At 71.4% G+C, this 26,526-nt stretch carries 26 protein-coding genes; 3 read left to right on the top strand and 23 right to left on the bottom strand.

Annotated elements, in window-relative coordinates:
- The first annotated feature begins 23 nt into the window (after positions 1-23).
- Complete coding sequence (locus MKK52_RS08665; RefSeq protein ID WP_243953397.1) at positions 24-419, top strand: VOC family protein; 396 nt, start codon at positions 24-26, stop codon at positions 417-419.
- A 43-nt stretch (positions 420-462) separates the two neighbouring features.
- The gene (locus MKK52_RS08660; protein WP_243953396.1) at positions 463-1,053 is read left to right on the top strand and encodes a histidine phosphatase family protein; all 591 of its coding nucleotides are present in this window, start codon (positions 463-465) and stop codon (positions 1,051-1,053) included.
- Positions 1,054-1,062: 9 nt separating this feature from the next.
- On the opposite strand, the gene MKK52_RS08655 is transcribed toward MKK52_RS08660, so the two are convergent.
- The 9 genes from MKK52_RS08655 to bchO form a co-directional block, all read right to left on the bottom strand.
- Complete coding sequence (locus MKK52_RS08655) at positions 1,063-1,806, bottom strand: SDR family NAD(P)-dependent oxidoreductase (protein WP_243953395.1); 744 nt, start codon at positions 1,804-1,806, stop codon at positions 1,063-1,065.
- The gene (locus MKK52_RS08650) at positions 1,803-2,750 is read right to left on the bottom strand and encodes a 3-hydroxyacyl-CoA dehydrogenase family protein (protein ID WP_243953394.1); all 948 of its coding nucleotides are present in this window, start codon (positions 2,748-2,750) and stop codon (positions 1,803-1,805) included. Before MKK52_RS08650 ends, MKK52_RS08655 begins: the two co-directional genes overlap by 4 nt.
- A gap of 13 nt (positions 2,751-2,763) precedes the next feature.
- Complete coding sequence (locus tag MKK52_RS08645; protein WP_243953393.1) at positions 2,764-3,792, bottom strand: cyclase family protein; 1,029 nt, start codon at positions 3,790-3,792, stop codon at positions 2,764-2,766.
- A 76-nt stretch (positions 3,793-3,868) separates the two neighbouring features.
- Complete coding sequence (locus tag MKK52_RS08640; RefSeq protein WP_243953392.1) at positions 3,869-4,978, bottom strand: aldo/keto reductase; 1,110 nt, start codon at positions 4,976-4,978, stop codon at positions 3,869-3,871.
- Between the two features lie 75 nt (positions 4,979-5,053).
- The gene (gene larB, locus MKK52_RS08635; protein ID WP_243953391.1) at positions 5,054-5,740 is read right to left on the bottom strand and encodes a nickel pincer cofactor biosynthesis protein LarB; all 687 of its coding nucleotides are present in this window, start codon (positions 5,738-5,740) and stop codon (positions 5,054-5,056) included.
- Positions 5,737-6,543, bottom strand: a complete 807-nt coding sequence (locus MKK52_RS08630) for an adenine nucleotide alpha hydrolase (protein ID WP_243953390.1) — start codon at positions 6,541-6,543, stop codon at positions 5,737-5,739. The genes larB and MKK52_RS08630 overlap by 4 nt, the downstream gene beginning before the upstream one ends.
- A complete protein-coding gene (locus MKK52_RS08625; protein ID WP_243953389.1) occupies positions 6,540-7,835 on the bottom strand; it encodes a LarC family nickel insertion protein in 1,296 nt (431 codons plus the stop codon). Before MKK52_RS08625 ends, MKK52_RS08630 begins: the two co-directional genes overlap by 4 nt.
- A 50-nt stretch (positions 7,836-7,885) precedes the next feature.
- The gene (locus tag MKK52_RS08620; RefSeq protein WP_243953388.1) at positions 7,886-8,659 is read right to left on the bottom strand and encodes a gamma-glutamyl-gamma-aminobutyrate hydrolase family protein; all 774 of its coding nucleotides are present in this window, start codon (positions 8,657-8,659) and stop codon (positions 7,886-7,888) included.
- Between the two features lie 65 nt (positions 8,660-8,724).
- On the bottom strand, positions 8,725-9,633 hold the full coding sequence (gene bchO, locus MKK52_RS08615) for an alpha/beta fold hydrolase BchO (RefSeq protein ID WP_243953387.1): 909 nt from the start codon (positions 9,631-9,633) through the stop codon (positions 8,725-8,727).
- A 242-nt stretch (positions 9,634-9,875) separates the two neighbouring features.
- Here bchO and MKK52_RS08610 point away from each other — a divergent pair, with 242 nt between their 5' ends.
- Positions 9,876-10,019: a hypothetical protein gene (locus MKK52_RS08610; RefSeq protein ID WP_243953386.1), complete on the top strand. Its 144-nt coding sequence runs from the start codon at positions 9,876-9,878 to the stop codon at positions 10,017-10,019.
- Between the two features lie 5 nt (positions 10,020-10,024).
- Here the strand turns inward: MKK52_RS08610 and MKK52_RS08605 are convergent, their stop codons facing one another.
- The 14 genes from MKK52_RS08605 to bchB all read right to left on the bottom strand — a co-directional run bounded on the left by MKK52_RS08605 (position 10,025) and on the right by bchB (position 26,524).
- Positions 10,025-11,671, bottom strand: coding sequence for a magnesium chelatase subunit D (locus MKK52_RS08605; RefSeq protein ID WP_243953385.1), 1,647 nt, complete (start codon positions 11,669-11,671; stop codon positions 10,025-10,027).
- The gene (gene bchI / locus MKK52_RS08600) at positions 11,668-12,678 is read right to left on the bottom strand and encodes a magnesium chelatase ATPase subunit I (RefSeq protein ID WP_243953384.1); all 1,011 of its coding nucleotides are present in this window, start codon (positions 12,676-12,678) and stop codon (positions 11,668-11,670) included. Before bchI ends, MKK52_RS08605 begins: the two co-directional genes overlap by 4 nt.
- A 158-nt stretch (positions 12,679-12,836) precedes the next feature.
- Positions 12,837-14,054, bottom strand: coding sequence for a 5-aminolevulinate synthase (gene hemA / locus MKK52_RS08595; protein ID WP_243953383.1), 1,218 nt, complete (start codon positions 14,052-14,054; stop codon positions 12,837-12,839).
- Positions 14,055-14,188: 134 nt separating this feature from the next.
- Complete coding sequence (gene puhE / locus MKK52_RS08590; RefSeq protein ID WP_243953382.1) at positions 14,189-14,977, bottom strand: putative photosynthetic complex assembly protein PuhE; 789 nt, start codon at positions 14,975-14,977, stop codon at positions 14,189-14,191.
- A gap of 1 nt (position 14,978) precedes the next feature.
- Entirely contained in the window at positions 14,979-16,043 is a 1,065-nt protein-coding gene (gene acsF, locus MKK52_RS08585; RefSeq protein ID WP_243953381.1) for a magnesium-protoporphyrin IX monomethyl ester (oxidative) cyclase, read from the bottom strand.
- Positions 16,040-16,336 (bottom strand): hypothetical protein, encoded by a 297-nt coding sequence (locus tag MKK52_RS08580; RefSeq protein ID WP_243953380.1) that lies wholly within the window; start codon positions 16,334-16,336, stop codon positions 16,040-16,042. The genes acsF and MKK52_RS08580 overlap by 4 nt, the downstream gene beginning before the upstream one ends.
- Positions 16,336-16,830, bottom strand: coding sequence for a photosynthetic complex assembly protein PuhC (gene puhC, locus MKK52_RS08575; RefSeq protein WP_243953379.1), 495 nt, complete (start codon positions 16,828-16,830; stop codon positions 16,336-16,338). Before puhC ends, MKK52_RS08580 begins: the two co-directional genes overlap by 1 nt.
- 10 nt (positions 16,831-16,840) lie before the next feature.
- Positions 16,841-17,491, bottom strand: a complete 651-nt coding sequence (gene puhB, locus MKK52_RS08570; protein WP_243953378.1) for a photosynthetic complex putative assembly protein PuhB — start codon at positions 17,489-17,491, stop codon at positions 16,841-16,843.
- Complete coding sequence (puhA, locus tag MKK52_RS08565; RefSeq protein WP_243953377.1) at positions 17,488-18,267, bottom strand: photosynthetic reaction center subunit H; 780 nt, start codon at positions 18,265-18,267, stop codon at positions 17,488-17,490. The genes puhB and puhA overlap by 4 nt, the downstream gene beginning before the upstream one ends.
- Positions 18,268-18,285: 18 nt before the next feature.
- Positions 18,286-19,677 (bottom strand): BCD family MFS transporter, encoded by a 1,392-nt coding sequence (locus tag MKK52_RS08560; RefSeq protein WP_243953376.1) that lies wholly within the window; start codon positions 19,675-19,677, stop codon positions 18,286-18,288.
- Complete coding sequence (bchM, locus tag MKK52_RS08555) at positions 19,674-20,384, bottom strand: magnesium protoporphyrin IX methyltransferase (protein WP_243953375.1); 711 nt, start codon at positions 20,382-20,384, stop codon at positions 19,674-19,676. Before bchM ends, MKK52_RS08560 begins: the two co-directional genes overlap by 4 nt.
- Positions 20,384-21,277, bottom strand: a complete 894-nt coding sequence (bchL, locus tag MKK52_RS08550) for a ferredoxin:protochlorophyllide reductase (ATP-dependent) iron-sulfur ATP-binding protein (RefSeq protein WP_243953374.1) — start codon at positions 21,275-21,277, stop codon at positions 20,384-20,386. Before bchL ends, bchM begins: the two co-directional genes overlap by 1 nt.
- Positions 21,274-24,978 (bottom strand): magnesium chelatase subunit H, encoded by a 3,705-nt coding sequence (locus MKK52_RS08545; RefSeq protein ID WP_243953373.1) that lies wholly within the window; start codon positions 24,976-24,978, stop codon positions 21,274-21,276. The genes bchL and MKK52_RS08545 overlap by 4 nt, the downstream gene beginning before the upstream one ends.
- Positions 24,953-26,524, bottom strand: a complete 1,572-nt coding sequence (gene bchB, locus MKK52_RS08540) for a ferredoxin:protochlorophyllide reductase (ATP-dependent) subunit B (protein WP_243953372.1) — start codon at positions 26,522-26,524, stop codon at positions 24,953-24,955. The genes MKK52_RS08545 and bchB overlap by 26 nt, the downstream gene beginning before the upstream one ends.
- Positions 26,525-26,526 lie beyond the last annotated feature (2 nt).

The following is a 26,526-nucleotide window of genomic DNA, read 5'->3' as shown; positions in this document are numbered from 1 at the left end:
CCGACCACGGAAGCGACGAGACCATGGCCAAGCCCGTCCACAGCATGATCCGCGTGCGCGATGAGGCGCGTTCCCGCGACTACTATGCCCGCGCCTTCGGCCTGGAGCCGTCCGACCGCTACGACTTCCCGGATTTCACCCTGCTCTACCTGAAGGATCCGTCCTCGCCGTTCGAGCTGGAGCTGACGGTCAACAAGGATCGGGAGAAGCCCTACGACATCGGCGACGGCTACGGGCACATCGCCTTCGTGGTGGAGGATCTCGAGGCCGAGCACGCCAAGCACAAGCAAGCGGGCTTCACCGTCACCGACGTGAAGACCCTCAAGCACGGCGAGACGCAACTCGCGACGTTCTTCTTCGCCACCGACCCGGACGGCTACAAGATCGAGGTCATCCAGCGTGGCGGGCGCTTCTCGTAACGCCTTCCACCCTCACACGTTTCACAGGCCAGCTTCAGGTACCATGAGAGAGACCACGCGCATCGTCTGCCTCCGGCACGGAGAATCGACCTTCAACGCCGCCCACCGGGCGACGGGGATCGACCCGGACCACCGCGATGCGCGTCTCACCCCCAAGGGTGAGGCCCAGGCGCGCGCCGCCGCCGCCGCGCTTCGGGACATTCCCTTCGACCTCGTGGTGGTCTCGCCCCTCACCCGGGCGATCCAGACGGCCGCCCTGGCGTTCGAGGGGCACCCGAGCGAGCCGCGCATCCTCGTGGAGGTGCTGCACCGGGAATGCCAGGAGAGCAGCTGCGACGTCGGCCGGGCGGCCTCCGAGCTGGCGGCGGATTTCCCGCATCTCGACATCGGGCACTTGCCGGAGGTGTGGTGGCACGCCGAGGACGGTGCGGAGACCACCTTCGGCCTGCCGATCGAGCCCCGGCACCTGTTCGACGACCGGGTGGTCGCCTTCCGGGAATGGCTGCGGGCGCGGCCGGAGCGCACCATCGCGGTGGTGGGCCACGGCACGTTCTTCTACCACCTGACCGGCACGTTCCTCGAGAACTGCGCGACGATCGAACTGGACCTCGACGCGGAGCCCGCCGTCGCCTGAGCGGCGGCGCTACTTCGCGCCGCCATCTACGGTCAGCGTCTCGCCGGTGATGTAGGCGGCACCGGCGCCGAGGAAGAAGATCGCCTCCGCGATGTCCTCCGGCGTCGCCAGTCGCGCGAGCATGGTCCGGTCGAGGGTGGCGGCCTTGCGCTCGGCGGGCCATGCGCTGGTCCAGGGCGTCTCCACGAGGCCGGGCGCCACGGCGTTCACGCGGATCTCCGGCGCCAGCGCCCGCGCGAGGCTGCGGGTGAGGTTGATGAGCCCCGCCTTGCTCGCCGAATAGGCGATGGACGAGCCCCGCCGCCCGAGACCCGCCACGGAGGCGGTGTTGACGATGGCCCCCCGCGTCGTCCGCAGGGCCCCGGCGGCGGCGCGGGCGCAGCGGTACGGCCCGACGAGGTTCGTGGACAGGATCGTGTCCCAGAACGCCTCGGTCATCGCGTCGAGATCCTCGAAGGCGATGGGCGCCGTGGTGCCGGAGGTGCCGGCGTTGTTCACGAGCACGTCGAGCCCACCGAGGCGGTCGATGGCCTGCGCCACCATCGCCTCGGCCTCGCCGGGCTTCGAGACGTCCCCCGGCACGGCTAGCACCGACAGCCGTTCCGCCTCGGCGGGGCCGCGCGCATCGTCGGGCAGGTGGTTGAGGGCGACCCTCGCGCCGTTGCGGGCGAACAGGGCGACGGTGGCGAGCCCGATGCCGGACGAGGCGCCCGTGACGAGCACCCGCTTGCCTGAGAGGTCGGCGCCGATCATGTGCCCTCCATCCGGCCGATTCCGGCCATGGCCGCCTTGAGCGCCAGGAGCTTGCGGTCACGCTCGCGGAACAGGTCGGCCGGGTCGCGGCCGCCCCAGTCGAAATAGCCCTTCCCCGCCATCACCCCCGTCCGCCCCTCGGCGCAGAGGGCGTCCAGGGTCTCCGAGCGGTCGCGCTGCGGTGGGGGCGCGTAGCTGCCGTTGGCGAGCGCCCGCTGCGTGAGTTCGAGCCCGGTGAAATCCGCCTTGGCGAGGTGCCCGAGGATCGGGATGCGCAAGGACAGACCGTGGATGATCGCCTCGTCGACCTCGTGGGGGCTGGCGTAGCCCTCGTCCAGCAGGTGGAACACCTCGGCGCTGATCGCCTGCTGGATGCGGTTGGCGATGTAGCCCGACACGAAGCGCTTCAGCACCACCGGCTTCTGGCCGAGGCCGAGCACGAGGTCGCGAATCGCCGCGATCACCGCCGGATCGGTACCGGGGCCGGGCACCACGTCCACGAGGTCGATGATGTAGGGCGGGGTGTACCAGTGCATCACCAAAGCCCGCGTCTGCCGGGATTCCGGCATCAGCGGGAAGACGTCGAGGTAGCTCGTGTTGCTGGCCAGGATCGTCTCCGGTCCGCACAGCCGGTCGAGTTCGGCGAAGAGGGCGCGCTTGGCCTCCGGGTTCTCGGTGATCGCCTCGATGACGAGGCCCGCCCCCGCCACCGTGGCCGCGAGATCCGCCTCGATCCGCACCGCTTGCGACAGGCGAGCCTCGTCCCAGCCCTCCGGCGCGGCACCGGCTTCGCGGAGCGTCGCGAGGGCGGAGGCCATCAGGCCCGGCACCGCCGCGCGGGTCTCGGGTCGGGTGTCGGTGAGGCGCACCCCGTGCCCGGCGAGGGCGAGGACCAGGGCGATGCCGTGGCCCATCAGCCCGCCGCCGACGACAGCGATCTCCATGGCGCTCTACTCCTCAGACGGTGGCGATGGGGGTGGCGGGCGAGCCGACGGCGCCGGGTAGGCGCAGGGGCGGCGCGGTGAGCAGGAAGCGGTGGCGTCCGTGGGCGCGCAGCCAGTCGGCGAGCGGCGTGAGGTGCCACAACTCGCCGAGATTCACCCCGAGCTTGAACAGGCAATGCTGGTGCAGGGGCAGGATGGCGCAGCCCTCGCCCCTGGCCGGGCGGGCCGGATAGGCCTCGACGGCGTAATTGTCGGCGATGAGGGCGACGAGGCCGGAGCGGGTGATCCAGTCGAGGATGCCGGGGTCGCGTCCGTCGAGCGCCGCGCAGAGGTTGTGCACGAGGTCCGGATCGGGGTTCCCGCCCATCTCCACCAGGCGCTGCGCGAAGCCGGTATGGAGGCAGACCATGTCGCCCTCCTCCACGGTGATCCCGTCCGCGTCGAGGATGCCGCGCAGCATCTCCCAGGACACGACCGTCCTGGCGTCGCCCAGATGGGCGCGCAGGTCGATCATCAACGCCCTGCCCTGCATCCCGGCCTCGGCGAGGCGTTCGATGCCAAGATGCTTCGCCCGCGAGGGATTGTTCGCGTCCTCAGCACTGGTCGGGCCGACGATGTCCCGCCCGCCTCGGAAGCCGTTGTAGAAGGTCGGCCCCGCGCCGCGCCCGTCCGGATCGAAGAGGCAGCCGACATGGGCGAGGGAATCCCACTGCGTCGAGTATTGCAGGTGGATCACTGCGAGGTCGTCGCAGATCACGTCGCTCGCACCGTCCACCTCCTCGCAGACGAGGAAGTTCGTCACCGGCTTGCCGTTGGCGCGCTTCGTCGGGGTGATGCGCGGTGGGTGGCGGCGGGCATTCAGGACGTTGCCGCCTGGCAGGTCGAGGGGCAGGCTCAGGCAGAAGGTCAGGCCCTCGCGTACCTCCGCGACGCCCTGGAGCACCTTCTGCGGCGTCATCAGGTTGAGCCGGCCGCGCTCGTCATCGGGGCCGAAATCGCCCCAGGTCGAGCCCTCCGGCCGGCGGGTCCAGCGCGGGTTCATCGGCGTCTCCCCTCGCGCGCCGTCTGTGCGGCGTCACGGGCACTGTCCCGCGCCCGGAGGCGCGGGACAAGGGGCCTCACTCCATCGTCGGCGCAAGTTTCTGCACGCTTTCGACGTCCTCTCCCAGCCACGCCGCGTTCTTGGCGGTGCCGTCGAAGGTCGCGCTGGTCTTGAACAGCTCGTACTTGCCTTCGAGGGCATAGGGCTTCGAGCGCGACAGCAACTCGGCCACCTTCGCCTTGTCCATCGGCTGGAAGGTCTTCACCGCCTCGAAGGCCTGATCCAGGTCGCGCTGGTTCTGGATGCCGGTGATCACCACCGAGACCGGCAGGTTCAGGGAGAAGTGCAGGTACTCGATCGGCTTGATCGGCGCGTCCGACTTCAGGATCACGCCGTCGCCGAAGGTCTTCATGGCGAGCGGCGCGATGCCCTCGCGCACCAGATGCGGCAGCACGAGGTGGCCGAACGAGCGGAAATGCGCGTCCATCACGTTGAGCGGCATCTGGCAGGAATCGAAGTGGAAGCCCCGCTCCTGCGCGACCGACAGCATCTGCAGGTGGATGCGCGGGTCCTTGTGGCCGGTGAAGCCGATGTAGCGAAGCTTGCCCTGCTTCTTCGCCTCCATGAACCCTTCCATGGCGCCGCCCTCGGCGAAGACACGGTCGGGATCGTCGAAGCGCAGGATCTCGTGGTGCTGCACGAGGTCGATATGGTCGGTGCGCAGGCGCCGCAGGGATTGCTCGATCTGCTTGAGGGCTTCCTCCTTGGTCCGCCCGTCCATCTTGGACATCAGGAAGACCTTGTTGCGGTAGCCGTTCTGCTCCAGGGCGATGCCCATCCGCTCCTCGGAGCGGCCCTGGTTGTAGTCCCAGCAATTGTCCATGAAGGTGATGCCGCGGTCGATGCCGGCATGGACCAGCCGGGTCGCCTCGTCGTCGGTCACGGCGCTCTTGCCGAGGTGGAACCCGCCCATGCCGATGGCCGAGATCTTCTCATCGGTCTTGCCGAAGGTCCGGTAGAGCATCTCGCCCCGGCGCTCACCCGGATCGGTGATGAGCGGCAGGTCGGCCGGGTCCTGCGGGCGGGTGTTGGGCAGTCCGGGGTCGCTCACGGCCGCCCCCGCAGGGCTCGCAGCAGCGAGGCCGGCGCCGAGGGCAGCGCCCTTGAGGAAGTCGCGGCGTTCCATGTCGGTCTCCGTGAGGGTCGCTTCGGGTCTGTCATCGGGGCGCTCCGGGGTGTGGGGATCAACCGCCGCAGGGCGTCATCGTTCGGCGGCGCGGGCGAGACGCTCCGCCGCGTGCAGGAGGCGGAGCGCCGCGCAGGCGGCGCCGTAGCCGTTGTCGATGTTCACGACGGTGATGCCGGGGGCGCAGCTCGCCAGCACCGAGTTCAGGGCGGTGTGCCCGCCCTCCGCGACGCCGTAGCCGACGGAGGTCGGCACCGCGATGACGGGGGAGGCGACGAGGCCGCCGACGACGCTCGGCAGGGCGGCATCCATCCCCGCCGCCACGATGACGATGGGGTGGGCGCGGATCTCCTCGACCCGCTGGGTCAGCCGCCACAGGCCGGCGACGCCGACATCGGCGATGAGGGTCGCGCCCCGGCCCTGGTAGTGCAGCGTGCGCAGGGCCTCGCGGGCGACGGGCACGTCCGAGGTGCCGGCCGCCACGACCGCGACGGTGGGCACCGCCTCCACCGGGCGCGGCTCGCCGAAGAAGGCGGTGCGCGAGACCGGGCAGTAATCGAGGGCCCGGCGGTGGTGGCCCGGCAGGGCGTCGAGCTTGTCGGTATCCAGGCGGGTGAGGAGGAAGCGGGCGCCCCGCTCGGCGGCGGCGTCGAGGATGGCGTCGATCTGCGCCGCCGACTTGCCGGCGCAGTAGATCGCCTCTTCGAGGCCGATCCGTTCGGCCCGGCCGAAATCGAGGAGGAATTCGTCCTTGGTGCTCACGCCGCGTCTCCGGTGAGGAAGGCGCTGCCGACCTTGTAGGGCAGGAAGCGTACGCCGCCGCCGACGAGGCCCGCAGGGGCCGCCGCCGCGATCCGGCCGGCCAGGTCGTCCCGCGTCGATGCGTCGAGGGCGGCGAGGCTCGCGGGGTCGAGTTCGATCGCCACCCCCGCCGCGCGGACGCGGCAGCGCACGGCCCGGCGGGCATCGCTTGCGCCAAGGGCGCCGCCGACCATCCCCTCCACCGCATGGATGAAGGCCAGCATCTCCGGCTCGATCCGCAAGCCAGTCTCGACGCGGCTCGACAGGCAGGGCGCGGAGGGCAGCTCTGCCACGTCGCCGAGGCCGAGATCGCGGGCGAGCGCCCGCACGGCGGCCTTGTCGAGCCCCGCCTCAACATAGGGGTGGCGCACCCCGTGCTCGCGGGCGGCATCGAGGCCAGGGCGGTACTCGCCGAGGTCGTTCAGGTTCGCGCCCGACACCATCTGCCGGTCCGTCACCGTGCGGATCGTGCCGTAGAGGTTCGTCTTGCAGAAGAAGCAGCGGTTCACCGGGTTCGCCCGGTAGCGGGGATCGTCGAATTCCCCGGCCTGCACGACGGTCAGCGCCCAGCCTTCCCGCTCGGCCTCGCGCCGCACCCGCGCCGTCGCCTCGGCGGGCACGGCGGGCGAGGCGGCGTGGACCATGGCGGCGCCGTCCCCGAGCACCCGGTGGCTCAAGGCGGCGAGCGTCAGGCTGTCGACGCCGCCGCTCACCGCGACGGCCAGAGGGCCGATGCCGGCCAGCACCTCTTCGAGACGTGTCATTTCCCGTCTCCCTGGTCGAGGGCGATGCGCTCGGCCGTCCGGCGCAGGCGGGCGCGGGCGGCGTGATCCTCGCCCGCAAGAGCGTCGTCGGCCTCGGCCTTGGCGGTGCGCCCGCCCGGCCGCGCCACCCGCTTCACCCTGACCTCCCGGCCCTCCGCCTCGACGCTCACGCTGTCCCGCTCCAGGGCGATGCCGGCTTCCTTGCGGTAACGCAGGCCGATCGTCGTGGTCTCGCGGAAGCAGGCGCCGATGGCCGCGTCGAGGGCGTCGGCGCGGGCGAGCACGCGGACATGGGTCATCATCCGGCCCTTCTTGCCGAAGACCGGCATCTGCACCGCGTCGAGCACCGCCTCGTGAGCGCGGATGCGGTCGAGGCCCTGCGCCAGATCCTCGGCGGTCTGGTCGTCCACCTCGAACTCGACGATGCCGATCTCCCGCGCTCCGGCGGGCTGGTGCGCGGCGCCTTCCTCGAAGGCGAGAACGCGCAGGCAATTGCTGATGCCCGGCAGGCGCCGTGTGCCGAAGCCGGTACCGGAGCGGGCGAGCACCCGCGCCCCCGGCGCCCGCATGGTCCCGCCGCCGCAGAGATGGCGCAGGATCGCGGCGCCGGTCGGCGTCACGCGCTCGCCGTGGATGCCGTCATCGACCAGGGCGAAGCCGTCGAGGAGCAGCGTCGTGGCCGGCGCCGGGACCGGCAGGGGGCCGTGCTGCGTCTTCACCCGCCCGCCGCCGAGCGGCAGGGCCGAGACGGTCCAGGCGCTCGCACCGAGGGCTGCCACGATATGGGCGGTGGCGACGATGTCGGCGATGGAATCCCACGCGCCGACCTCGTGGAAGGCGACGTGATCCACCGGGATGCCGTGGACCCGCCCCTCGGCCTCGGCGAGATGCCCGAAGATCGCCAGGGCGTGCCGCGCCACCTCCGGCGCGAGGTCGGCCCGGCGCAGGCTATCGCGGATCTCGGCCCAATGCCGGTGGGCGTGATGGTGGTGATGCCCGTGATGGGCGTGATCATGGTGATGGCTGTGATCGTGCCCGTGATCGTGGTGGTGTCCGTTCTCCTCGGCCGGGCGCCCGTCGCGCGTCACCGCGAAGCGGCGGCCGGTGAGGATGCCGTCGGAATGCGCGGAGAGGTTGCAGGCGACGCCGCCAGCCGCATCCGGCGCGGCCTCGGCCAGCGCGGCGCGCACGCTGCGGGCGACCCCGGCCTCGTGCTCGGGGAAGGCGTCGAGGAGAGCGGCCACGACCATGTCGCCGGCGACGCCGCCCAAGGCATCGAGATGGATCTGCATCCCGCCAGAGGTCGGGCGCGCGGCGGTTTTGTCGAGGGCGACATCGCGCCCTATCGGTGCGTTCGTGCCTTCTCCGCCACGGCTTGGCCGAAGGCCGCCACAAGGGGCCGGTTGACGTCGCTCGTGGCGGTGCCGTGCTCGGCATGCCACTGGACGCCCAGCGCGAAGCCCGGCGCCCCGTCGATGCGGATCGCCTCAATGGTCCCGTCCTCCGCGATGCCCTCGACGACGATCCGCTCGCCCTTCTCGCGGATGCCCTGCCCGTGCAGGGAATTCACGCGGATCCGGTCGCGGCCGATCAACTGGGCGAACACGCCGCCCTCCGTCAGCGTCACGTCGTGGCGATCCGCGAACAGCACCTCGAAATCCGGATGCAGCTCGCCGTTCGGCAGGCGCGGCATCCGGTGGTTGAGCCGCCCCGGCAGGTCGCGGATCTCCGGGTCGAGGGTGCCGCCGAAGGCGACGTTCATCTCCTGGAAGCCCCGGCAGATGCCGAACAGCGGCACGCCGCGCGCCACGCAGGCCTCGACCAGCGGAAGGGCCAGGGCATCGCGGGATTCGTCGTAGGGCTCGTGGGCGGGGTCCGCCGGCAGGCCGAAGCGGCGGGGGTGGACGTTCGCCCGGCCCCCCGTGAGCAGCACGCCGTCCACCGTGTCGAGGAGGTCGCCGAGGTCCGTCACCTGCGGGCAGCCGGCGAAGACCAGCGGCAGGGCACCCGCCACCTCGGCCAGGGCGCGCAGGTTGTTGATGCCCACGATCTGGGCCGGGAAGCGGTTTTCGAGCAGGCGCGCATTGCCGATCACGCCGATTACGGGCCTGCCCATCCTCGCACCGCTCTCCCCGTCGCCTGTATTTCGGATACGGAGGTAAGCGCGCCGGGGTTCGGGCGCTACCCCGGGGCCGACACGATCCCGAGCGCCCGCGCTTCCTCAAGCAGGATCTCGGCCACACACTCAGGCGCTTCCTCGTGCGCCAGATGGCCGAGGCCGCGCACCAGCTTCACCCGCGCATCGGGCAGGCGCTTCACCAGGGTGAAGGCGGTGTCGGGCGAAATCGCCTTGTCGTCGCCGCCGACGATCAGGAGCGTCCGCGTCGCGAGCCTCGGCAGGTCGCGGTGCAGCCGGTCGAGATCCCAGTTCGCCATCATGCCGAGGGCCCCCCGCACGTGCCCGGCGCGGGCGAAGAGCCGCCGGTAGAGATCGAGCCCCACCGGGTCGAGGCGCGAGCCCGTGCCCTCGATCAGCCGGCGCACGGCGGCGCTGTCGGCGGTCCAGGCGAAGAAACGCGGGGTGAAGGGGTTCAGGAAAAGCAGCCGCGCCATGCTCGGGAACAGGAAGCTCGCCGCCCCCGGCAGCGGCGCCAGCGCCCCGTTGAACGCCGCGAACAGGCGCGGGGCGACCATCCCGTCGAGGCACATCCGCGCCAGGATCGCCGCCCCGGCCGAATGACCCGCCACGATGGCGGGCGCCACCCCGAGACCCTGCACCAAAGCCGAGACTGCCTTCGCCATGCCCGGCAGGGAGAGCGTGCCGTCCGGCAGCGGATCGGTGAAGCCGTGGCCGGGCAGATCCGGCGCGATCACCCGGAAGGAGCCGGCGAGCAGCGGCGCGAAGCCCCGCCAGGAATGGTTGGCCGCCCCCGTGCCGTGCAGGAGCAGGAGCACAGGCGCGTCGGCCGGGCCGAATTCCTGGACGTGCCAGGAGAGGCCCCCGGCCGTCACGAAGCGGCTCGCCGCGCGGTGGGGCCAATCGTGGCCGTCCCGCTCCCAATCCGGCCGGTCTCGGGTATCGACGCTCACAGCACGGGCCTCGCAAAAATCGCCGGGTGGACCGCCCGATCTTGCCGCATCGCAGCATGGCGGGGCAAGGCGACCGCAGGTCCGGCTTTATCGTTCATGGGCGGAAGTATTTCGTAAGGTATTGGCAAACCATGCGATCTCCGCATGGCACGGGTGATCTGCGGGTGCTTGTTGCGATGCGGGATGAGGCGCACCCTACGGTCACTCAACAAGAAGACGCGCACCCACCTCAGGAGCAGGTCATGATACCTCTCGTCCCCACCAGCCCGCACGCCGCCGCCAGCTTCGCCGGCTGGAACTTCGCCGCCCTCCTGCGCGGGGCGTTCGAATCCTGGATCGCCCATCACCAGCGCCTCGCCGATCTCGGCATCGCCAGCGAGCCGTAGGCCCCTCACCGGATCGCCTTCACGGCGGCGCCGATGGCGCCGCTGTCGAGCCGGGGCAGCGCGAGGTAGCGCGCCGCCATGGCCTCGGCCATGGCCTTTGCGCCGCCGCCCCGGGCGCCGGTATCGACCACCAGGGCCGGGAGCCCCGCCTGCCGGAGGGCGCGGGCCGCCTGCAACGCCTCGTCGCCGGCCCTCGCCCGTCCGCCCGCCCCGTCGCGGGCGACGTTGGCCCGCCCATCCGTCAGCACCACCACGACGGCGTTGCCCCCGCCCCGGCGCACGCCGAGCGCCACGGTGAGCGCGGCGTCGAGCCCGGAGGCCAGGGGCGTGCCCCCGCCGCCGGGCAACCCCGCGAGGCCGCGCTTCGCCCGCGTGAGCGAGCGCGTCGGCGGCAGGACGAGATCCGCCCCCGTGCCCCGGAACGCCACCAGCGCGACCCGGTCCCGCCGGACATAGGCTTCCGCAAGCAGCGCTTCGACGGCACCCTTCGCCTCCGCGAGCCGTTCGAGGGCGGCCGAGCCCGAGGCATCGACGCAGAACACCGTGGTCGTCTCGACCCGGCGGCGCAGCTTGCGGATGCGCAGGTCGTCCCGCCGAATTGCGAGGCGTCCCTCGCCCTGACGCAGGCGCTGCCAGGGGGCGGCGGCGCGCAACGTCGCCAGGAGATCGAGGCGGCCCCGTCTCGGGTCGCCGGGCCGGTGGCCGACCGGCCGCCCGGTCCGCGACACCGCCTCCGGTCTGCCGCCCCGCCCCGCCCTCGCGTCCGACCGGCGCAAGCCGCCGGCGAGCAGCAGGTCGAGGAGGCGCGGGGGAATGGCCGCGCGCACGGCATCCAGCACCACATCCTCCGGCGGCGCGGGCTCGCGCTCCTCGCCCTGCCCGGGCGGGGTTTCCTCGCGCTCGTTCTCCGGCGGTGCCTCCGGCGGCGGCGGGGGTTCGGGCAGGCGCTCGGCGCGGGGGGCGAGGACGAGCCGTGCCGCCGTGACGGCCGCGTTGTCCGTGGCCAGCGCCCGCGCCACCCGCAGGGCCAGGATCGGCGCGCGGGGTGAGGCGATGCCGAAGGCCGACGCGAGGCTGCACAGCATCGCAACCGGATCGGCCTCCTCCACCTCCGGTTCCTCAACCGCGCGACCCTCGGTGAGGGCGACGCGCGGCGGCACGGAATCGAGGTCGATGCGGAAGGCGAGCCTGTCGGCGAGGGCGACGGGCGCGGCCTCGTCGTCCCGGCCTTCGTCGAGGAGCACGAGGCCGAACCGGGCCGATGCACCCTCCGGCCCCGCGCGGCCGGTATCGAGGGCGGCGGCGAGGCGCGCGGCGGTGCCGGGCTCCAGCCGCTCGGCCATGGGCACGACGATCACCCCGCCATCGGCCGCCGCGAGGAGGCCCGTCCGCGTCACCGGCCGCCCGGCGGAGAGGGTCGCGGCGAGGTCGAGCCCGCCGAGCAGCCCCTCGTCGCCGATGCCGGGGGGCATCCGGCGGAATGGGCGCTCCGGCCCGAGGGCGTCGCGCAGGCGCTCGATCCAGGCATCGCGCACGGGGCCAGGCCCGGCGCGGACCACGATGCCGCCGAGGCCATGCGGGTCCTGGGCGAGGAGACGGAGGGCGAGGAGGGCGTCGGCCCAGATGCGCTCCGGCTCGCCGGCCGTGGTCACGCAAACACCTCGGCCAGCGCCCGCTCGACGCGCACCGTCGAGCCCGATTCATCGAGCGGGTTGCGGCGCAGCCGGTGCCGCAGGGCCGCCGGGGCGATCCGGCGCAGATGGTCGTCGGTGACGGTCCCGGCGCCGTCGAGGGCGGCGAGCGCGCGGGCGGTGCGCATCAGCGTGAGTTCGCCGCGCAGGCCGTCCGTGCCCAGCGCGAGGCAGAGGCGGGCCGCCTGTTCCAGGGCCGCATCCGGCACGGTGACGGCGGGAAGCCGCTTGCGCGCTGCCTCGATCCGCTTGCGGATGGCGGTGTCCTCCTTCGCATGGGCGGCGCAGAAGGCGTCCGGGTCGCGCTCGTAGGCGTCGCGGGCGCGGACCACGGCGATGCGGGTGGCGATGTCGGTGGGGGTGGCGACCTCGCAGGCGAGGCCGAACCGGTCGAGGAGCTGCGGGCGCAACTCGCCCTCCTCCGGGTTGCCGGAGCCGACGAGGACGAACCGCGCCGGATGGCGCAGGGACAGGCCCTCGCGCTCCACGGTGTTCACGCCGGAGGCCGCCACGTCGAGGAGCAGGTCCACGAGGTGGTCTTCCAGCAGGTTCACCTCGTCGATGTAGAGGAAGCCCCGGTTGGCGCGGGCGAGCAGCCCCGGCTCGAACGCCTTCACCCCGGCGCCGAGCGCCCGTTCGAGATCGAGGGTTCCGACCACCCGATCCTCGGTGGCGCCGAGCGGCAGGTCCACCACCGGCACGGGCTTCTTTTGGGCCTTGCGCGGGCCTCCTTCCGCGCAGTGCGGGCAGAGGTCCGCCGGGCTCGCCGGATCGCAATTGTAGGGGCAGCCGGCCACCGCGTTCATCGGCGGCAGGAGGGCGGCCAGCGCCCGGATGGCGGTGGACTTGCCCGTCCCCCGGTCCCCGAAGACCAGCACGCCCCCGACCGCAGGATCCACCGCCGCGATCAGCAGCGCTTGGCGCATCTCGTCCTGGCCGACGATGGCCGAGAAGGGAAAGGGGGGCACGTCGGTTCCGGGTTCGGGTCTTGGGACGGGGCGACCGCACCCTGTCTTTGCGAGCGAAGCGAAGCAATCCAGGGATGCGCCACCATGGGTGGCGTCCCGCTGCCCTGGGTCGCTTCGCTGCGCTCGCGATGACGGCGGTGGGTGGGGGGCGGAGAGCCCTACTCCGCCGCCTTCTGCCGGAGGCCGATGCGGCCCCAGATGGTGGAGAGCGCATCGACCAGATGGCCGATATCCTCGTCCGTGTGCAGGGGCGAGGGCGTGATGCGCAGGCGCTCGGTGCCGCGCGCCACGGTCGGGTAATTGATCGGCTGCACGTAGATGCCGAACTCGTCGAGCAGCGTGTCCGAGATCCCCTTGCACAGCACGGGGTCGCAGACCATCACCGGCACGATGTGGCTGTCGTTCGGCATGGTCGGGATGTCGGCGGCCTCCAAGGCCGCGCGGGTCTTGGCGACGCGCTCCTGATGGCGGGCGCGCTCGACGCCGCTCTCCTTCAGGTGGCGGATCGAGGCCGCCGCGCCCGCCGCCACCGAGGGCGGCAGGGAGGTGGTGAAGATGAAGCCCGAGGCGAAGCTGCGCACGAAGTCGCACAGCTTCTCGGAGGCCGTGATGTAGCCGCCATGCACGGCGAAGGCCTTGCCCAGCGTGCCCTCGATCACGTCCAGGCGGTGGGCGACGCCGTCGCGCTCGGAGATGCCGCCGCCGCGCTCGCCGTAGAGGCCGACCGCGTGGACCTCATCGAGATAGGTCAGCGCACCGTGCTTCTCGGCCACGTCGCAGATCTCGCCGATCGGGGCGATGTCGCCGTCCATCGAATAGACCGACTCGAACGCCACCAGTTTCGGGCGGGAGGGGTCGATCAGGGAGAGCTTGCGGTCGAGGTCTTCCGGGTCGTTATGGCGGAAGATGTGGCGCTCGGCCCGGCTGAAGCGGATGCCCTCGATCATCGAGGCGTGGTTCTCGGAATCGGAGAACACCGCGCAGTTCGGCAGGCGGGAGGCGAGCGTGCCCAGAGCCGCCCAGTTCGAGACGTAGCCCGAGGTGAAGAGCAGCGCCGATTCCTTGCGGTGAAGGTCGGCGAGTTCCCGCTCCAGCAGCACGTGGTAGTGGTTCGTGCCGGAGATGTTGCGGGTGCCGCCCGCGCCCGCGCCGCAGCGGTCCAGGGCCTCATGCATCGCGCCGAGCACGCTCGGGTGCTGGCCCATGCCGAGATAATCGTTCGAGCACCACACGGTCACGGGCCGCGTGCCGCCGCCATGGTGGTGGGTGGCGTGGGGGAAGCGGCCGGCGTGGCGCTCCAGATCGGTGAAGACGCGGTAGCGCCCCTCCCGGTGGAGACCGGCGATCTCGGCGCCGAAGAAGGCCTCGTAGTCCATTCCTCTACTCCCCGGTTGCCGCAGGTTCGGCCCGCTTGTTTCGTCAGACTCGTGTCGCTCAAGAACTCGCATACGACGAATTCCAAATCGAGGGGTGCACGGTGCCCGCGTGAGCGAAAACCGTGCACGGTGGATCAGTCCGGCGTGCCGCGCGCGCCGCCGAGGTCCCGCCCGGGCAGGCTCCAGCGCCACAGGGCGGCGGAGGGCAGAGGCAGCATCAGGAACCAGTGCTCCAGGGTCGCGAGCGCCATCAGCGTCGCGAGCACCGTGAAGCCGATCAGTTCATGCGCCAGCACTTCGTCGGCGATCGCCGCCCGCCCGAGCAGGGCGGCGGCGGCGGTGCCGAGGGTGACGGAGACCGGGAACAGCCGGTTCATCGGCGCCCGCGTCAGGTAGCAGGCGAGATAGCCGAGATGGTCCGGCAGGAACTCGGAATGCAGGTTGCGCACCCCGAGGAACAGGTTGAGCCGCGCCGAGAGGTTCATCACCACCAGGGTGGCGTAGGTCCAGAGGGCGAACTTGTTCGGCTGGCCCCAGACGAGCGCGAGGATCGCGAGCCCGCCGATCACGATGGCGAATTCGTGCCACAGGCTGGTCGCCAGCGCCGCGAAGAACCGCTCGCTCCCCCGCAGGGAGGGCGGGCAGGCCACCGGCCGGGGGCCGGAGATGAAGCCCATGTAGTAGCTCATCTCCTGCCAGCCCCAGACGACCAGGGCGGCGGTGAAGGCCGTGTAGGCCCCGCCCGCGCCCGTATCCCCGGCGCTCCCCCGCACCATCACCAGCGCCCCGGCGAGCAGCAGCGTCGCCGCCGCCATGCTCCACGGATGGGTCCGCCGGGGGGCGTGATCGAGGAGCAGGATCACCCCGGTGGAGAACCACCAGAGCAGGACCGCGTAGACGACCGGGGCGGCGTATGTCGCCATTCTACCAGACCGGTTGGAGACGGATGTCGGCCGGCAGGGCGTTGGCCTTCACCGGGAGGAGGTAGAGCCGCGCGAAGGTGAGCGCGGCGCCGGCCGCGTGCAGGCCGTGCGAGACCTTGCCCATCAGCCCGCCCTTGGCCCGCGCCGCCGCGATGGCGCGGGAATGGGCCAGCAGCGTGTCGAGACCGGCCCGGAACTTCGGGTTGTCGATGTCGAGTTCCAGCGGGAACGTCTGCTTCGAGATCTCGGAGGTGATGCGGAAGACCTTGTAATCGTAGTCGGACGGATCGACGCCCAACGCCGCGTGGAAGGCGGGCCGGTGATGGTCGCGGACATACATCGTCGCGAAGACGGCGAGGAGGAAGAAGCGGATCCAGTAGCGGTTCACGCCGCTCGTCAGCTTCGGGTTCGCGCGCATCAGCAGGGCGAAGGCCTCGCCGTGCCGGAACTCGTCGTTGCACCACTTCTCGAACCACTTGAAGATCGGGTGGATGCGCCGCTCGGGATGCTTCTCCAGCTCCCGGTAGATCGTGATGTAGCGGGCGTAGCCGATCTTCTCGGAGAGATAGGTGGCGTAGAAGATGAACTTCGGCTTGAAGAAGGTGTACTTCTTCGACTTCGTGAGGAAGCCGAGGTCGACGCCGATCCCGAAATCCTTGAGCGTGTCGTTGATGAATCCGGCGTGGCGGGCCTCGTCGCGGCTCATCAGGCCGAACAGCTCCTTGATGTCCTTGTTCTTCGCGCGCTTGCGCATCTCCGCGTAGAGCACGCAGCCGGAGAATTCGGCCGTAATAGACGAGACCAGGAAGTCGAGGAATTCCTTGCGCAGCTCCGGCTCCATGGCCGAGAGGTCGCAATCGAACTCCTCGTTGCGGGTGAAGTGGCGCTTGTTCGGGTCGGCCTTCAACTCCGCGATCAGCACGTCCCAGTCGCGGCGCACCGGCTCGACGTTCGTGCGGTCCAGTTCCACGAAATCGGTCGTGTAAAAGCGCGGCGACAGGAAGGTCGTCTCCTGGGCGGCCTTGGTCGACTCGTTGATCGGCAACTTCGGGACGGGAGCGTTCACAGCGTCCTCCGTTCGGAGAAACTGACCTCGTAGAGTTCGGTCAGTTCGAGATGGGCGATGAGCTTGGTCCAGGCGCGCTCCAGCGCGCCGGCCCGGATCACGGTGGCGGTGCGGCGCACCGTCAGGCGCTCGCCGTAGGGCACCTCGGTCGGGGCGTCGTGGACCTGAACCTCGTCGCCGGGCTCGATGTCGAAGCCGGCATCGAGGGTGACATGCGCGTGCAGGCTCTCGGGCGTGTTCTCGAGTTCGACCGTGCAGGGCACGGTGACGGTGCGGGAGCCGGGCCAGCCCATCAGCGGGTCTCCGACACCGGGGCGGCCTGCCCCGGCAGCAGCCGGGCGAAGGCGCCGGAATTGGTTGGGCCGAAGGCTTCGAGGGGCACGTGCCGGCCCGTCGCCTCGTCGGCGAGATCGAGGCGTCCGTCGTCGAAGCGGGTCAGGCTGAAGGGCGGCTCGCGGCCGAGCCCGTCGCGCTGGCGCGCCTGGGCGAGGCCCCGGAGGGTGCCGCGTACGAAGCCGTCCTCGCCGGGGCGGATCCAGGCGACGATCTTCGCATCGGCCGCGTTGCGCAGGGCGATGGAGCCGTCCGCCTGATCCTCGGCGCGGAATTCGAGGCGGGCGACCGGCTTGGCGGGGGGCAATTGCGTCAGGCCGACGCCCTCGCCCCGGCCGATGGCCACGGCGAGCATGGTGAAGCCGAGAAGCGCGCCCGCGCCGATCAGCAGCAGGGCGGGCACCGGGCCGACCTCCGACCGTCGCAGCCCCCGTCCTGGGATGGCTTCACCCATCGCGTCCTCCCTATTCTGCCGCCACGAGGCGAGGCGCCTGCGGCTTGGGCCGTGCGACGATCACCGGCACCAGCGGCTCCCCATCCTCGGCGAAGGCGTTCAACGCCTGCACCAGGAGACGGGCGACCGATTCGGCCTCCGGCACCGACCGAAGCATGGGCTCGGTGCGCGAGACATGCCAGGGCCTCGCATGCGGCCAGAGGTGAAGGTAGGCGATCCGCAGCCCCGGCTGCAACCGCAGCGGAATGTCGCCGCTGCCGTCGCTGAAGCCGCGCAGGGCGCCGTTCTCGATCTGCGCGAAGGGCAGGTTGTGCGTCACCGGCAGGGCGATGCCCGCGTGGAGCACGACCCGCCGGTTGGTCATCGTGTAGACGGTGGTGCGGTGGGTGAGCCACGACAGCCCCCACAGCAGGGCGAGCGCGGCGGCGCCCGTCAGCAGGATCGCGCCCGCCGTGACCGCCGCGCGGACCGGCGAGCCGGCTCCGGCGGCGAAGACGCTCGCCCAGGCGCAGAACCAAAGGGCCACGAGGCGGGCGTGGAACACCCGCACGAAAACGCCGGTCGTGGTCGGTGCGCCCTGCCAGAGCAGCCGCTCGCCGCGTGGCAGCGGGCCGGGCATCCCCCGCAGGGTGCCCTCGGGAAGGAAGTCGCCGCCGCTCACAGGATCGGCTCCGCGCGCTCGGGCGTGGCGTAGAGCGTGCCGGCGCCGAAGTAGCACATGATCCGCTCCTCCTCGAGGAAGGTGACGAGATCGGGGTTCTTGGTCGTCGGGATACCCGCGAACTGTTCCGCGAGCAGCGCCTCGGACTTCACCGTCCGCGTGAAGCGCCCGGCCCGGCAGAAGACCGAGGGCATCAGCCGGCGGGAGCCGTCCGTGAGTTCCACCTCGTAGTAGCGCACCAGGGACTCGCCCCGGTCGACCCACAGGTCGGCGACGACGCCCGCCACCGCGTTGTCGGTGCCGAACACGGTCATGCCGATCGGGTTAGGCCCCTGCTCGTGGACCACGAAGTTCGTGGCGACGCGCAGGGGGGCCATCCGGTCCTCGCCCTCCCAGGTCTTGTCCGTCACGTCGTGGCGGATGACGTAGGAGCCGGGGCCGACGCCGGCCGCGAGCGAGCCTTCGGTGCGCTCGTAGGGCGCGCCGGGCCAGGGCTCGACCTTGCGGGCCGGGATGCCGGTCTCGATGTCCGTGCGGCCCTGCATCGCCTGCGGGGCGAAGGTCTCCTCGCCGCCGGGCAGGCGGAAGGTCTTCGACGGGGGAATCAGGAACGGGTTGTGCGCATGGCGCAGGCCCACCGCCTCGTCCTCGAGGGGGTAGCCCTCGCGGCGGTCTTCCCGGCGCAGGTAGAAGACCAGCCCCGCGAAGAACAGGAAGAACGCGTAGAGTACGACCTGCGCGACGTCGACATATCCGGTCAAGGCACCCGTTGGCATGTGATCCTCCCCCTGGCTTCAGGCGGTTCTCTCGATGAGCCGGCGACGCTCGCTGCTGCGCACCAGCGGCCCGAGGGCCACGAGGGCTGCGAAGAGCAGCGCGATTTCGATGTGGTAGACGATGAGGTAGCCGATGGCCGGCTCGTTCATCCCCTCGCCGAGGATGCCGGTCTGGGCGATGGCGGCGCCGACATCGCGGACGATGCCGCTGGCGGCGATGGAGAGCCCGGCGGCGGTGGCCTGCACCGCGCCCCAGGCGCCGAGGGCGAGTCCGGTATCCTCCGGCCCCGCCTTCTCCATGGAGGCGGTGAGCGTGCCGTGGGCGAACAGGCCGCCGCCGAGGCCGATGAGGGTGACGCCGACGGCGAACAGGTTCTGCGAGGCGAGGGGCGCGGCGAAGACCACCGCCGAGAAGGCGAGGATGCCGATGCCGGCGCCGGCCGCCGAGACCCGGAACGGGTCGCCGCCCCGGTTCAGCCAGCGCGCGGCGATGAGCAGGCCGAGGCCGCCGCCGGCCGCCAGCATGGCGGTGAGCGCGGTGGTGGCCGCCACCGGCAGGTGCAGGATCTGCCCGCCATAGGGTTCGAGCAGGATGTCCTGCATCGAGAAGCCCGCCGTGCCGAGGCCGATGGCGATGAGCCGCCGCCGGGCGTGGCCCTGGCCGGCATAGGCGTGCCAGGAGTCCTTGAAGTTCTGGCGCGGGGCCTCGCGGCTGCGGTTGGGGTCGCGCGGCTCCTGCTTCCACAGGGCGAGGCCGTTCAGCACGATGGTGACGAGGGCCGCGCCCTGGATCACCTGGATCAGGCGCACCTGCGAGAAGTTCGACAGCGCCAGCCCGAAGATCACTGCGCTCGCCATCATCCCGACGAGGAGCGCGGCGCAGAGCAGCGCCACCACCTTCGGCCGGGCGTGCGCCGGGGCGAGATCGGTGGCGAGCGCGAGGCCGACCGTCTGCGTGGTGTGGAGCCCCGCGCCGACCAGGAGGAAGGCCAGCGCCGCCGCCACGTCCCCGACCCAGAGCGGGCCGGTCGTGTCGCCGGACAGGATCAGCAGGGCGAAGGGCATGATCGCCAGGCCGCCGAATTGCAGCAGCGTCCCGAACCAGATGTAGGGCACCCGCCGCCAGCCCAGCACCGAGCGGTGCGTGTCCGACCGGAAGCCGACGATCGCCCGCAACGGCGCGAAGACCAGCGGCAGCGACAGCATCACCGCCACGACCCAGGCCGGCACGCCGAGTTCCACGATCATGACCCGGTTCAGGGTGCCAATCAGCAGCACGGCAGCCATGCCGACCGTCACCTGGAACAGGGCAAGCCGCAGCAACCGCCCCATCGGCAGCTCGACGGTGGCCGCATCCGCGAAGGGCAGGATGGCGGGGCCGAAGCGCATGAGGGTGCGGGTGAGGTTCATCGTGACGCGCTCCGCGTCAGCGCCACGGCGTTCGACAGGTAGAACCCACTGTTCACCCGGTGGCTCTGCGCCCAGGTGAAGCCGTCGAGCGCGCGCTCGGCGGCGATGCGGCGCTTCAGGCCGCGCTCCGTCACCGGCACGATGGCGGGCGAGCGGTCGCCACGGGGGAAGAGCTTGCCGGCCGCGTGCATCACGGTCAGCAGGGCGGTGCGCGGCGCCACGGTGAACAGCACCGAGCCGTCCGTGCGCTCGGCGAGCCGGGCCAGGGCGCGGGCGATGTCGGCGGCGCGGTAATGGATCAGCGAATCCATCGCGACCACATGGTCGAACCGGCCGAGGCCTTCATCGAGCATGTCGCCCACGCGGAAGTCGATGCGCCCGGCGCCGGTGATCGCGGGAAGGCGCTCCCGCGCCAGCCCGATCAGTGTCGGCGACACGTCGATGGCCACCACCTCCGCCCCGCGCTTGGCCGCCTCCACCGAGAGCGCCCCGGTGCCGCAGCCGGCATCGAGCAGGCGCAGGCCGGTCATGTCCTCCGGCAACCAGGAGAGCAGCGTGCCGCGCATCGCGTCCCGCCCGGCGCGGACAGTCGCCCGGACCTTGCTGACCGGCGCGTCCGAGGTCAGCCGCGACCACGCCTCGACGGCGGTGCGGTCGAAATAGGTGGTGAGTTCGCCCCGGCGGGCGTCGTAGCTGGCGCTGGCCATCAGTCGAACCCCAGGAACTCGAACAGGTCGCGGTCCTTCATCGGGGCCGCCTCGCAGGGCTCGCCACCGGCCCAGAGGGTTTCCGCGAGGCGCATGTACTCGGCGGTCACGGCGTCGAGTTCGGGGGACGAGTCCATCTCGAACAGCGTCGACTTCTTGAGGCGCGAGCGGCGCACCACGTCGAGGTCGGGGAAGTGGGCGAGGCGCTTGAGGCCGACCGCATCGTTGAAGCGGTCGATCTCGTCGGTCTTGGCCGAGCGGTTGGCGATGACGCCACCGAGGCGCACGCCGTAGTTCTTCGACTTGGCGTGGATCGCGGCGACGATCCGGTTCATCGCGAAGATCGAATCGAAGTCGTTGGCGGTGACGATCAGCGCCCGGTCGGCGTGCTGGAGGGGCGAGGCGAAGCCGCCGCAGACCACATCGCCCAGCACGTCGAACACCACGACGTCGGTGTCCTCGAGTAGGTGATGCTCCTTGAGGAGCTTCACCGTCTGGCCGACGACGTAGCCGCCGCAGCCGGTGCCGGCCGGCGGCCCGCCCGCCTCGACGCACATCACGCCGTTGTAGCCCTCGACCACGAAATCCTCGACCCGCAACTCCTCCGAGTGGAAGTTCACGGATTCCAGCGCGTCGATCACCGTGGGGGCGAGGCGCTTGGTGAGGGTGAAGGTCGAGTCGTGCTTCGGATCGCAGCCGATCTGGAGCACCCGCTTGCCGAGCTTCGAGAAGGCCACCGACAGGTTCGACGAGGTGGTCGACTTGCCGATGCCGCCCTTGCCATAGACGGCGAAGACCTTCGCGGTGTCGATCTTGAGATCGGGATCGAGGGCGACCTGCAGGCTGCCTTCCTCTTTCCGCACGGGGACGGGGTTTCGGATGGCGATGTTCATGCGGCCACTCCTGCTGTGACGCCTTCGAGCCGGTCTTCCAGTTCCTCCTCCGCCCGGTCGAGGGCGTCGCGGGTCTCCGCGTCGGGGGTCCAGAAGCCACGTTTGTGAGCCTCGATCAGCCGTTGGGCGACCTTGGCGGAGGCGGTGGGGTTGAGGGAGGCGATGCGCTCGCGCATGGCCGGATCGAGGACGAAGGTCTCGGTGATGCGCTCGTAGATCCAGGGCTGCACCGCGTTGGCGGTGGCCGACCAGCCCACCGTGTTGGTGAGATGCGCCTCGATCTGGCGGACGCCCTCGTAGCCGTGGCCGAGCAGGGGCTCGTACCACTTGGGGTTGAGCATCCGGGTGCGGGTCTCCAGCGCCACCTGCTCCGGCAGGGTGCGGACCCGGCCTTCGCCGCGGGTCTGGTCGCTGATGTAAATCGGCACCGCCTCGCCCTTGGCGCGGGCCACGGCGCGGCCCATGCCGCCGAGGCCGTCGAAGTAGTGATCGACGCTCGTCACCCCGACCTCGACGGAATCGAGGTTCTGGTAGGCGAGATCGACGGAGGCGAGCACCGCCTTCATCAAGGCCCGCTGCGGCGCCGGCTTGCCCGAGCGGTCATAGGCAAAGCTCTTGCGGCGGGAGAACGCCTCGCACAGCTCGTCCTCGTCGTCCCAGGCGCCGGAATCCACGAGGTGGTTCACGTTGGCGCCGTAGGCTCCCTCCGCGTTGGAGAAGACCCGGAGCGCCGCCGTGTCGATGTCGCAACCCTGCTCGGCCTGGATGGCCAGGGCATGCTTGCGGACGAAGTTCTGCTCAACGGGCTCGTCGGCGGTGGCGGCGAGGAAGCAGGCTTCGGCGATGAGCTTGGTCTGCAACGGCAGCAGATCGCGGAAGATGCCCGAGAGGGTGACGACCGCGTCGATGCGCGGGCGGCCCAGCGTTTCGAGCGGGATCAGCTCGGCGCCAGCCAGCCGGCCGTAGCCGTCGAAGCGCGGGGCGGCGCCGAGGAGCGCCAGCGCCTGGGCGATGGGGCCGCCCTCGCTCTTGAGGTTGTCGGTGCCCCAGAGGACGATGGCGACGCTTTCCGGCAGGGGTTTCCCCTCCTCGGCGTGCCGGGCGAGGATGCGGGCCACCTGCCGCGCGCCGTCGGCCACCGCGAAGGCGGAGGGCAGGCGGCAGGGGTCGAAGCCGTGGATGTTGCGGCCGGTGGGCAGGATCGCCGGGCTGCGGAGCAGATCGCCGCCCGCCACCGGGGGCACGAAGCGCCCGTCGAGGGCGGTCAGGATGCCGGCCACCTCGTGATCGTTTGAGAGCAGCGCGTCGGTCTGCGCGAGGCTCGCGAAGGCGGCGCGATTCTCGTCGGTCGCGGGCAGGCCCGAAAGGCGCATCGCCGCCTCGGCGCCCTCCCCCGCCACCAGGGCGAGGATCGCAGCCCGCTCCGGCTTCAGCCCGTGCGAGGCTTCCGCGACGGCGGCAAGGAGGTCGGCGCGCTCTTCCGCCGGCACACCCTCGCCCACGACGTGGAGACCGTACGGGATCAGCGTCTGTTCGAGTTCGCTGACGGCGGCCCAGAGGCTTCCGACGCGGGCGGTGAGGTCGCCGTCCCAGGCGGGCTCGGCCGGCACGAGATCGACGCCCGCGCCCTGCGCCTGGATGAGGGCGGCGAGATCGGCGCGCTCGATGGTGGCCTCGGCGTCGAGGCCCCGGAAGCGTTCGATGCTGCTCTTGAGGTCGAGGAGGCCGCGATAGAGCCCGGCCGCCGCGAGGCTCGGGGTCAGGTAGCTCACCAGCGTCGCCGCCGAGCGGCGCTTGGCCAGCGTGCCCTCGGAGGGGTTGTTGGCGGCGTAGAGGTAGACGTTCGGCATGGCGCCGATCAGCCGCTCCGGCCAGCAGGCCTCCGAGAGGCCGGTCTGCTTGCCGGGCATGAATTCGAGCGCCCCGTGGGTGCCGAAATGCAGCACGGCGTCGGCGCGGAAATCCTCGCGCAGGTAGCGGTAGAAGGCGCTGAAGGCGTGGGTCGGGGCGAAGCCGCTCTCGAAGAGCAGCCGCATCGGGTCGCCCTCGTAGCCGAAGGCGGGCTGCACGCCGACGAACACGTTGCCGAACTGCGCGCCGAGCACGAACAGGCCCGCGCCGTCGCTCTGGTGGCGGCCCGGCGCCGGGCCCCATTGCGCCTCGATCTCGGCGAGGTGCTTTTCCCGGCGGACATGGTCCTCGGCGGGGATGCGGGCATGGACGTTGGCCTGCGTGCCGTAGCGGCCGGCATTGCCGGAAAGGATCGCGTCGCGCAGGGCATCGACGCTGTTGGGCACCTCGACGCTGTAGCCCTCGGCCTTCATCCCCTTCAGGGTGTTGAGGAGCGAGGCGTAGACCGAGAGGAACGCGGCGGTGCCGGTGGCGCCGGCATTCGGCGGGAAGTTGAACAGCACCACCGCGACCTTGCGGGCGGCCTTCGCGGTGCGGCGCAGGGCGACGAGCCGCGCGACCCGCTCCGCCAATTGCGCGACGCGCTCGGGATGGGCGCGCATGTCGCGGGCGTTGTCGGCGCCCGAGGCGATGGAGCGTCCGCCGAACACGGTCGGCGCGGTGGCGCCGTCGAGTTCGGGGATGGCGACCATCATCGTCGCCTCGACCGGGGAGAGGCCGCGCGCGCCCGCCTCCCATTGCTCGATCGTCTGGAATTCCAGGGCGTGGGCGGCGAGGTAGGGCACGTCGAGACGCGCGAGCGTCGTCTCGGCCGCCTTCGAATCGTTGTAGGCCGGGCCGCCGACCAGCGAGAAGCCGGTGAGGGAGACCAGGGCGTCGATGGTCGGCCGCCCGTCGGCCATGAAGAAGGCCTCCACCGCCGGGCGGTTGTCGAGGCCGGCGGCGAAGGCCGGCACCACGTCGAGGCCCCTGGCCTCCATGGCTGCGATCACCCCGTCGTAATGGGCGGTGTTGCCGGCGAGCACGTAGCTGCGCATCAGCAGCAGGCCGACGCGGCCCTTCGTGCCCTGGCGCCGGGGCAGGCGCGCGGCATCCTCGGCCACGCGGCCCGCCATGCGGGGGTGGTAGAGGCCGGTCTCGGGATAGTGCAGCGGCGACGGGGCGGCGGGGAGATCCCGCCAGACCGCCCGCTCGCCGGCCGCGTAGCGCTGCACGAGGAAATGGATCAGCGCGGCGACGTTCTCGTCCGAGCCGGCAAGCCAGTATTGCAGGGTCAGGAAATAGGCGCGCACGTCCTGCGCCGAGCCGGGGATGAAGCGCAGGATCTTCGGAAGCTTGCGCACCAGCGCCATCTGGCGGGCGGCGTTGCCCTCGGCGCCGGGCTTGCCGCGCAGCTTCTTGAGGAAGTCCAGCGCGCTGCGCTTCGTGCCGCTCATGTCGAAGCGGTTGAGCCGGGTGGTCTTCACCACGTCGCCCGCCGAGAGGCAGCCGATCATGGCATCGCAGGACTCCCGCCGCGCCTTCAGGGCGGGGAGGATCGCGCGGACATGCTCGTCGAGGAACAGCATCGCCGAGAGGACGATGTCGGCGCGGGCGATGTCGGCCTTGCAGGCTTCCAGCGCGGCGGGGTCGTTGTCCCACTCGGCGGCGGCGTGGAAGGCGAGGTGCAGGCCCGGCATGGCGCCGCGCAGCCGCAGGCGCGCCCGCTCCACCGCGCTCGCCAAATGATTGTCGAGCGTGACGATGACTACGCGGATGTCTGGCCTAGCGGCCGAAATGCGCTTTTGCATCGTACAAGGTCTCGAGGGTGATGAGCGGGAGCCGCCGCTCGCGGGCAAAGGTCTCCGTGTTGCTGCGCGCTTTCCCGCGCACGAAGAACGGGATCTTCTTCAGTTCCTTCTCGGCGTCGGGCGCCCAGGTGAGGACGATCGGGCCGTTGGCCTCGGAAACGGGTGCCGGTGTCGGAGGGGGAGAAGCCGGCACCCGTTCCACGGCCTCGGGCCGCACCACCGGCGCGGCGCCGAGATGCGACGGCCCGACGCCATCGTGGAATTCGGGATCCTCCCGGAACATGCCCAGGAGATGCTCTTCGAGACCCATCATCAGCGGGTGGACGAGGGTGTCGAACAGGACGTTGGCGCCCTCGAACCCCATCTGCGGCGAGTGGCGGGCCGGGAAGTCCTGCACATGGACCGGCGCCGAGATCACCGCGCAGGGCAGGCCCAGCCGCTTGGCGACGTGCCGCTCCATTTGGGTGCCGAGGACGAGTTCCGGCGCGGCGGCGCGGATTGCGGCCTCGACGTCGAGGTAATCGTCGGTGATCGTCGCCTCGATGCCGTGGGCCTCCGCTTCGGCGCGGACCTCGCGGGCGAACTCGCGGGTGTAGGTGCCGAGCCCAACGAGCTTGAAGCCGAGTTCCTTGGTCGCGACCCGGGCGAGGCCGAGCGCATGGGTGGCGTCGCCGAACACGAAGACGCGCTTGCCGGTGAGATACGTCGAGTCGACCGAGCGCGAGTACCAGGGCAGGCGCGAGCCTTCGCCCTCCAGGACCGGCGCCGGATCGACGCCGGCCAAGGCCGCGACCTCTTCCACGAAGGCGCGGGTGCCGCCGACCCCGATGGGGATGGCTTTCGTGAAGGGCTGGCCCAGCGCGCGCTTCAGGTGCTCGGCGGCCGAACGGGCGGTCTCGGGATAGAGCACCACGTTGAAGTCGGCCGCGCCGAGGCGGGCGAGGTCGGCGGGGCTCGCGCCGAGCGGCGCCACGACGTTCACGTCGATGCCGAGCTCGGCGAGGATGCGGCGGATCTCGATCAGGTCGTCCCGGTGGCGGAAGCCCAAAGCCGTCGGCCCGAGGATGTTGCACAGAGGGCGGCTGCCGGCGGGGCGCTTCTCGACCTGGCCGGAGAGGGCGCGGACCAGCCGGTAGAAGGTCTCGGACGCCCCCCAGTTCTCTTTCTTCTGGTAGGCCGGCAGTTCCAGCGGGATCACCGGCACCGGCAGGTCCAGCGCCTTGGCGAGGCCGCCCGGATCGTCCTGGATCAGCTCGGCGGTGCAGGAGGCGCCGACGATCATCGCCTGCGGCTGAAACCGGGCGTAGGCCTGCGCGCAGGCGGTCTTGAACAGTTCGGCCGTGTCGCGGCCGAGGTCCTGGGCGCGGAAGGTCGTGTAGGTGACGGGCGGGCGGTGGTCCCGCCGCTCGATCATCGTGAACAGCAGGTCGGCATAGGTGTCGCCCTGCGGCGCGTGCAGCACGTAATGCAGCCCCTTCATGGCGGTCGCCACGCGCATCGCGCCGATGTGGGGAGGGCCCTCGTAGGTCCAGAGGGTGAGCTGCATGG

The sequence above is a fragment of the Methylobacterium sp. J-067 genome (assembly GCF_022829465.1).
GTDB classification, from domain to species: domain Bacteria; phylum Pseudomonadota; class Alphaproteobacteria; order Rhizobiales; family Beijerinckiaceae; genus Methylobacterium; species Methylobacterium litchii.
The sequence above is the reverse complement of the archived record's forward strand: the minus strand, read 5'-3'. Positions and strand labels throughout refer to the sequence as shown.